This window comes from Aquimarina longa SW024, assembly GCF_001401755.1.
In the GTDB taxonomy this organism is placed as follows: domain Bacteria; phylum Bacteroidota; class Bacteroidia; order Flavobacteriales; family Flavobacteriaceae; genus Aquimarina; species Aquimarina longa.
Window position 1 is genome coordinate 42036 of record NZ_AVQK01000035.1, and the last position, 6219, is coordinate 48254.

At 30.4% G+C, this 6219-nt stretch carries 7 protein-coding genes and 1 pseudogene; 3 read left to right on the forward strand and 5 right to left on the reverse strand.

Translation table 11 applies throughout. From position 1 onward, the window contains the following. Window positions 1–65: 65 nt before the first annotated feature. From N456_RS08305 to N456_RS08325, 5 genes are all read right to left on the reverse strand, one after another. Complete coding sequence (locus N456_RS08305) at window positions 66–1241, reverse strand: HlyD family secretion protein (protein ID WP_062055848.1); 1176 nt, start codon at window positions 1239–1241, stop codon at window positions 66–68. Between the two features lie 608 nt (window positions 1242–1849). Next, window positions 1850–2128 carry a DNA-binding protein gene (locus N456_RS08310; RefSeq protein ID WP_148639249.1) on the reverse strand — a complete coding sequence of 93 codons (279 nt, stop codon included), beginning with the start codon at window positions 2126–2128 and terminating at the stop codon, window positions 1850–1852. A 435-nt stretch (window positions 2129–2563) separates the two neighbouring features. Further along, window positions 2564–3043: a hypothetical protein gene (locus N456_RS08315; RefSeq protein ID WP_062055852.1), complete on the reverse strand. Its 480-nt coding sequence runs from the start codon at window positions 3041–3043 to the stop codon at window positions 2564–2566. A gap of 96 nt (window positions 3044–3139) precedes the next feature. Then, entirely contained in the window at window positions 3140–3355 is a 216-nt protein-coding gene (locus N456_RS08320) for a hypothetical protein (RefSeq protein WP_062055854.1), read from the reverse strand. A 59-nt stretch (window positions 3356–3414) separates the two neighbouring features. Next, a complete protein-coding gene (locus tag N456_RS08325) occupies window positions 3415–3756 on the reverse strand; it encodes a hypothetical protein (protein WP_205410259.1) in 342 nt (113 codons plus the stop codon). Between the two features lie 185 nt (window positions 3757–3941). On the opposite strand from N456_RS08325, the gene N456_RS08330 reads away from it, so the two are divergent. The 3 genes and pseudogenes from N456_RS08330 to N456_RS08340 form a co-directional block, all read left to right on the forward strand. Then, complete coding sequence (locus tag N456_RS08330) at window positions 3942–5654, forward strand: AraC family transcriptional regulator (RefSeq protein WP_158447854.1); 1713 nt, start codon at window positions 3942–3944, stop codon at window positions 5652–5654. Between the two features lie 120 nt (window positions 5655–5774). Beyond that, window positions 5775–5918, forward strand: a complete 144-nt coding sequence (locus tag N456_RS24340; protein ID WP_158447855.1) for a class I lanthipeptide — start codon at window positions 5775–5777, stop codon at window positions 5916–5918. A 41-nt stretch (window positions 5919–5959) separates the two neighbouring features. Next, window positions 5960–6219, forward strand: a pseudogene (locus N456_RS08340) (hypothetical protein); the annotation flags it as partial.

Below are 6219 nucleotides of genomic sequence, written 5' to 3' on the forward strand. Positions count from 1 at the left end.
GCCTTTTTAACTTGCTAACCTCATATCCCAAATACTTGGCTTTTTCATTTGATATTCAGTATTGATTATTCAATATTTATCACGTCTGCTATAATTGGACTAGATGGATTAAGCCAATCATCAATCTTATCATATAACAATTCAAATAAGGTGCGTTCTGCAATTGGAAATCGTGCATTAAATGTCATCCCTTTATGCAAGCTCCCTTTAAAACCATTTTTGAGTTCCAAATGATTCTGGTTGATAGCACAGCGAACTTTAAAAACAGGTTGTTTATTAATCATATCCACATCTTTACTAATCTCCATAATTTTTCCTGTAGCTAGCCCCCATTGGTTATAGTTAAAAGCATCTACCTGAAAATTTACTGATCTATTCTCACGGATTAACCCTATATCAGACGGAGGCAGATAACATTCTGCAATAAGGGTAGTATTAGGAGAGATTTCTGCAAGATTAACTCCAGCAGTAATCAGACTACCTGATGCAATCCCCATTACATTTTTAAGAACCCCGTCTATTGGCGCTATAATAACTAGCTCTTTTTGATGTTGCTCTAATTGCGATACTCCATTTCTTAACTCTCTAATAGTATTATGATATTCTGCTACTGCTACCTGCCAAGTATTCTTTTGTCGCTTTCGATATTGTTGTAATGAAGTGGATGCCAATTGATACTCAAAAACACTATTTTCATAATCTACTCTGGAAATCACGTTTTTTTTATATAATTTTTGGTTACGCAAATAATCAATTTTTGTTTTCGTAGACCGAGTGCGTAGCTCTCGTAATTTTTGAGTGAAATACAAATACTCTTTTTGATAACGTGCTGATTGTATCTTATTCAATTTTGGTATAGTAGTATTAATTAAGTATTCACAATCTGTAATATAATGTTCTGTTTCTGTGATCTGCGTAATCGTTCTTTTTATCTTTTCTTTTACCAAAATCGTATTGACCATTAGTAATGTATCTCCTTTTTTTACGTTTTGATTATCGACCATATGAGTAAAAACCACTGTACCTGATTGAAGCGAAGTAATACCTACTCGTTCTTTACTCGGTTTTAGTATCCCTTTTGCAGTAGTATAAATATCGATACTGATAAATGGCAAAAGCGTCAAGCCAATTAGAAATACAATTAATATAATAGTATAGATCATTTTACTTTTATTACTATGTCTAAACTGATGTACTTCTGTAGTGTATTCTATAATCTCTTTTGGAAATAACTGTTTCATCTAATTGAATTAAAACATTAAGAAAAGGATGCATATAAATGCATAAAATAATCTATTAGAAAAAAGGTTGTTTGTAAAACCAAATCGATAAATACTGTCATAATTTTTTTGTGTTTTTAATTCACTAAGTAAGGTTTTAATATTTCTAAAACTTATCCTGAGATAATATACTAGTATAAAATCAACATTAGCAAACTACTAATTACTACTACCCAAGGAATAAATCGATGATCAGATAGTAAGGTGCTTATCGTATGTAATGATCTATAATGGGATATAAACCACGACTTCTCTAAGCACCCTCATATCCTTAGGGTAATTGCTAACTCAACTTTTTTTTATAGTATATGAGGCATTCAGTGTTTTATTATGTGAGTGTTACCTCTATAAAACTCATCTACTACTCAACTCAGTTACTTAAAAAACTTTTATAATTATAATTTTGCGGTTGTACATTTTACATTTTTTAATTTCTATGTTTCTTTGTTTTCATTATAAATTCTAGCCTTTAGTTTATCCTGAGCTAAGCCAAAGGGCTGGAATGACAAACAAAAAGCGCGCGCTCCTTTGGGAAGGGTTGGGGATCGGATACCACCCACCCTCGCTACCTAACACCTACCTCTTACTTGCTCTGTTCTTATAGAACGCTCTGGTTTTTCATAGAATCCAAATGAAAACCCTACTGCTCTGGTATATATAAAACTCTGTAAAGAAGCACTATAGACTATAGGAGCATCAAATGTTTTCATGATATTGATAAACCGATATAATTTAGTTTTAGAAATCCCCAAACGAGAGGCAAATTCCTCTGGTGACCCTGTTGCTCGTAATCGGATCAGTTGATCCATACGTGTTATACTTTTAAGTTGTTTGACAATGATATCCATTTTGTTTCTTTTTTTTTATGTCATTAAGTATGTGAGGATATAAATGTTACTTCTATACTCATCAGCAACTACCAAACTCAATTCTTAAAAACTTTTACATTTTTCATTTATAATTTTACGGTTGTACATTTTTAACCTCAGTATTCATCATTCGATATTCAATATTTTTAACCTTAGAGGCTAAACATTTAACTTCTTATATGGATCATTTAACCTTAGAGACCGAGTGATGTGTCTTTTTGACGAAGTGTTTAACCTCCTCTATCAAAATTTTAACTCTGGGAGTTAAAATTCCTGCCTCCGAGGTTAAAATTTTAAGCAACTAGGTTAAACGTTTAACCTAGTTGCTTAAAATTCTTGCCTCAGCAGTTAAACCGAGCGTCTTTTTGACCTATCGGAGCATCTTTTTGACTTATTGTTGTTACATACTACATATTATACTGTGGTGTCATTATCCTGTGGAGTACTTTTAGAACGAGAAAAGAATTGTTTTAATTCTGCTACTTTTTCTGTAAACCCTGGTTTTCCTGCTCCTTTACTATATTGCGAATAGGCATAATCATTTAGAGTATCCTGATAGTTATCATAATCATGTAATATTTTGGTACTCTCTAGGCGATAGGCAAGACTTTCTATACGTCCCATTAGGTTTTCTGCAAATCCTCGTGCTTTATAATCATTTTCAAACTCTTGCCAATCCACATCAGGAGTACTTAGCGTACTGTTATGCTGGCGATAATCCCATACTTTGTTTACAAACAACTTGTTTTTTTCATTAATCGCCTTGTAATTGCCACGCTCTTTTTCTGTTAGTGCAGCTAGCTTATCTGTAAATATGGTTTCGAGTTCTGTAACTAAGCGTGCTGCCTGTTCTTTTTCTTCTGCACTAAGTTGATCTTCAATAATGTTTCTCATTTTTTATATGTATTATTAATTTATAATTTTTTATAGCTCTCAGAGGCTCGATATCTGAGATCAGATGTTTTTTTTTAACTACTCAACTTGGGGAACTCACCCACTACCAAATTCCCCTCTCACATACTCTTCTATCCGCATCAGGGTACCATAGAACAGAATTACTTCTTTGCCAACGATTTTTATATAGGGATTCATTGTTATAAGTAGGGTATGTATAAACTCTTGTGGAGCTTTGGTACGTACTGCAATTTTATGACTCGCTAATGTTTGCTCTGCGGTACTGAGTTGATTATAGACGATAGTAGGCATAAGAGATTAGTTCTTGTTTTTTTAAAACTTTACAGTTGTACATTTTTAACCATAATGTATTATAAAGGGTCAGGAGAACTGCATAAACCCCGTTGGGAGTTTAGTAATAGAATATTACGTGCTTTATAAATCAGTTGTATGGCATCATCGGTGGTTTTTCCCTTGGTATAGAGTTTATTGATCCAAGTATATAGGATGATCTCATAAGGGCTATATTGTACTAGATTGTACATAAAGGTATCTACCTTATGATGTAATGCCTGTAAGATATCAGAAATATACTTACTCTTATGCTGTTCTATATATGTACCCATGCTACTTGTTTTTGATAAAGCCAAATATAATGGGAGGGATTGCGTTAGTGCAAAGGGAGTATATCGAGATTCTAGAAAATGGAGCATAAGATTCTAGAATTAAGACTACAACGATTACCTTCTTAAAAGATCTAATAATTTGATTTATAGAAGTTTTAAAAACAGCTTTTGATAGAAAATATTAACTGTATATTTGTTTTGTTTATTAAGCATAATTGTAATACCCTTTAAAACAAAATATAAATTAGTTAAGAAGAACCTGTAAAATGTATATGCGTAAATCGCTTTTTTATTTTATTTTTTTACTTTTTATTCAAAACTCATTGTATAGTCAGGATATAACTTCTAGTTCCTTAGATTCTCTAGTTACTTTAAAGTTTGAAGAACTTGACACTAAATTTCATGAGATCATAAAAATAGATCTATTAAAAGGAGAACCATATGCAAAAGCTTATTTACTAAAAGGAAAACATAGTAATGATGTTATTAAAACAGCTAAAGGATTCCATTTATTAGCTCGTATCTATGATTATAAAAAGAGTATTACCTATCTCGATAGTGCAATTGCAATTACTAAAAATATACACCATAAGAGATATCCTGTTGTTTTTTATGCCAATAAAGGAGTAGAGTATGAAAATATTGGTATCTATAGTAAAGCTTTAGATAATTATTTTGATGGTTTGGCATCTGCCAAAAAAACAAATAATGCGCTCTTTATCGCTATTTTTAAACATAATATTGCGTTATTAAAAAGAAAACTTGGAAAATTTAAAGAAGCAAAATCCATCTTTAAAGAGTGTTTGACTTATGAAAGATCAATGATTGGTAAAAAGAAGAATGATACTGTAAGTTATCTAGTAACCCTCTCAGAATTAATTACTGCATATCGACAGAATAAAGAAATAGATTCTGCTTTAGTATTAAATACTGAAGGTCTCAGAATGTCTAAAGGAACAGATATTGAGTGTTTGTTTACACTCAATAAGGGACTTATATACTATCATACTAAGAATTATAAAAATGCTATTCATACACTACACCAAGGATTAGATGAATTATTGAACAGTAAAAGATTAAAATACTATGAAAAAGATAATCTAATTAATGGGTATCTTTTTTTAGGAAAATCATACGTAGCTGTCTCCAAAAAAGAAGTGGCGATTACCTATTTTATAAAATTAGATTCTCTTATTCAGAAAACCAATTATTTTATCCCTGATGCCCGATCAGTTTATACAGAAATTATTGATTACTATAAATCTATAGGTGATAAGAACAAACAATTATACTATATCAATAGGTTATTATATAAAGATAGTATTCAGAATATTAACTATAAATATATGAGTGATAGGATAATCAAGGATTATGATACACCTATCTTATTAGATAAAAAAGAAAAATTAATCACGGAGTTAAAAACCAAACAGCATCACTCTAATTATGGTTTAATTATTTCACTTATCATACTACTGCTTATCACTATATTATTAGTATTAAATTACAGAAAAAGTAAACAGTATAGAATTCGTTTTAATGAATTAATGCAACTACATAAAACAGAAGAAAAGCTCAACAATGAAATTGTTAAAAAACCAAACGATTCTATTGGTATTGATGCAGGTGTTGTCGAAACGATTCTTAAAAGTTTAGAAAAATTTGAAAATAACAAAGGATTTTTAAAAAAGAATATTACGTCAGGGATACTTGCCAAGAATATCAATACCAATTCTAAATATTTGACTAAAGTTATCAAATACCATAGAAACAAAAACTTTACTCATTATATCAATGATTTAAGAATCGACTATATCATCCAAGAGTTAAAAACAAATACCAAATTACAAAAATATACGATTAAAGCACTTGCTATAGAAGCAGGATTTAATTCTACAGAAGTCTTTTCGAAGTCTTTTCATAAAAAAACAGGGATCTATCCATCATATTTTATAAAAAGAATACAAAGTTCTGTTTATCAATAAAATAAAGTATTTTTTTTTGTAATCTTAATTCTAGAATTAAGATTGGCTTTTTGAATAAATAAAATGAATTTCGATAGCTTTTATTCTATATTTATCAAAAAATTTAAAAGCTTTATAATTATGAAAAAAGAAAGAACACTCAAGAAATTAGATCTAAATAAATTAACTGTATCAAAACTACCTAAAGAACAATCATTAAAAATTGTTGGAGGAAGCACCCTAGGTGGAGGTTGCAAAACCGTTAAGGGAGATCATGTTTGTTAAATTTAAAATACAATCCTAAAAATATGCTAAAGAGATTGTTGATGATTATAATTCTTATTACTTCTTGCTCCAAAGAAGCCAAAAAACCGCCATTAGCGGTATCAGTAGTGGCAGTAGATACCTATCATGGTCAAAATATTGAAGATCCCTATAGAAATTTAGAAAATCTAGAGGATTCTACCGTAATTAATTGGTTAAAAGCGCAAGGAGCATATGCCTATAGTAGTCTACAAAATATAGCTAATAGACAACGGATCATTGATAAACAATTATCCTATGATACCAAAGAAGGAGTTATAAT

What these genes read in the sequence shown, in the direction of transcription:
- N456_RS08305 (WP_062055848.1), bottom strand. Translation starts at nt 1,241, where the DNA reads ATGAAACAGTTATTTCCAAAAGAGATTATAGAATACACTACAGAAGTA.
- N456_RS08310 (WP_148639249.1), bottom strand. Translation starts at nt 2,128, where the DNA reads ATGGATATCATTGTCAAACAACTTAAAAGTATAACACGTATGGATCAA.
- N456_RS08315 (WP_062055852.1), bottom strand. Translation starts at nt 3,043, where the DNA reads ATGAGAAACATTATTGAAGATCAACTTAGTGCAGAAGAAAAAGAACAG.
- N456_RS08320 (WP_062055854.1), bottom strand. Translation starts at nt 3,355, where the DNA reads ATGCCTACTATCGTCTATAATCAACTCAGTACCGCAGAGCAAACATTA.
- N456_RS08325 (WP_205410259.1), bottom strand. Translation starts at nt 3,756, where the DNA reads ATGCTCCATTTTCTAGAATCTCGATATACTCCCTTTGCACTAACGCAA.
- N456_RS08330 (WP_158447854.1), top strand. Translation starts at nt 3,942, where the DNA reads ATGCGTAAATCGCTTTTTTATTTTATTTTTTTACTTTTTATTCAAAAC.
- N456_RS24340 (WP_158447855.1), top strand. Translation starts at nt 5,775, where the DNA reads ATGAAAAAAGAAAGAACACTCAAGAAATTAGATCTAAATAAATTAACT.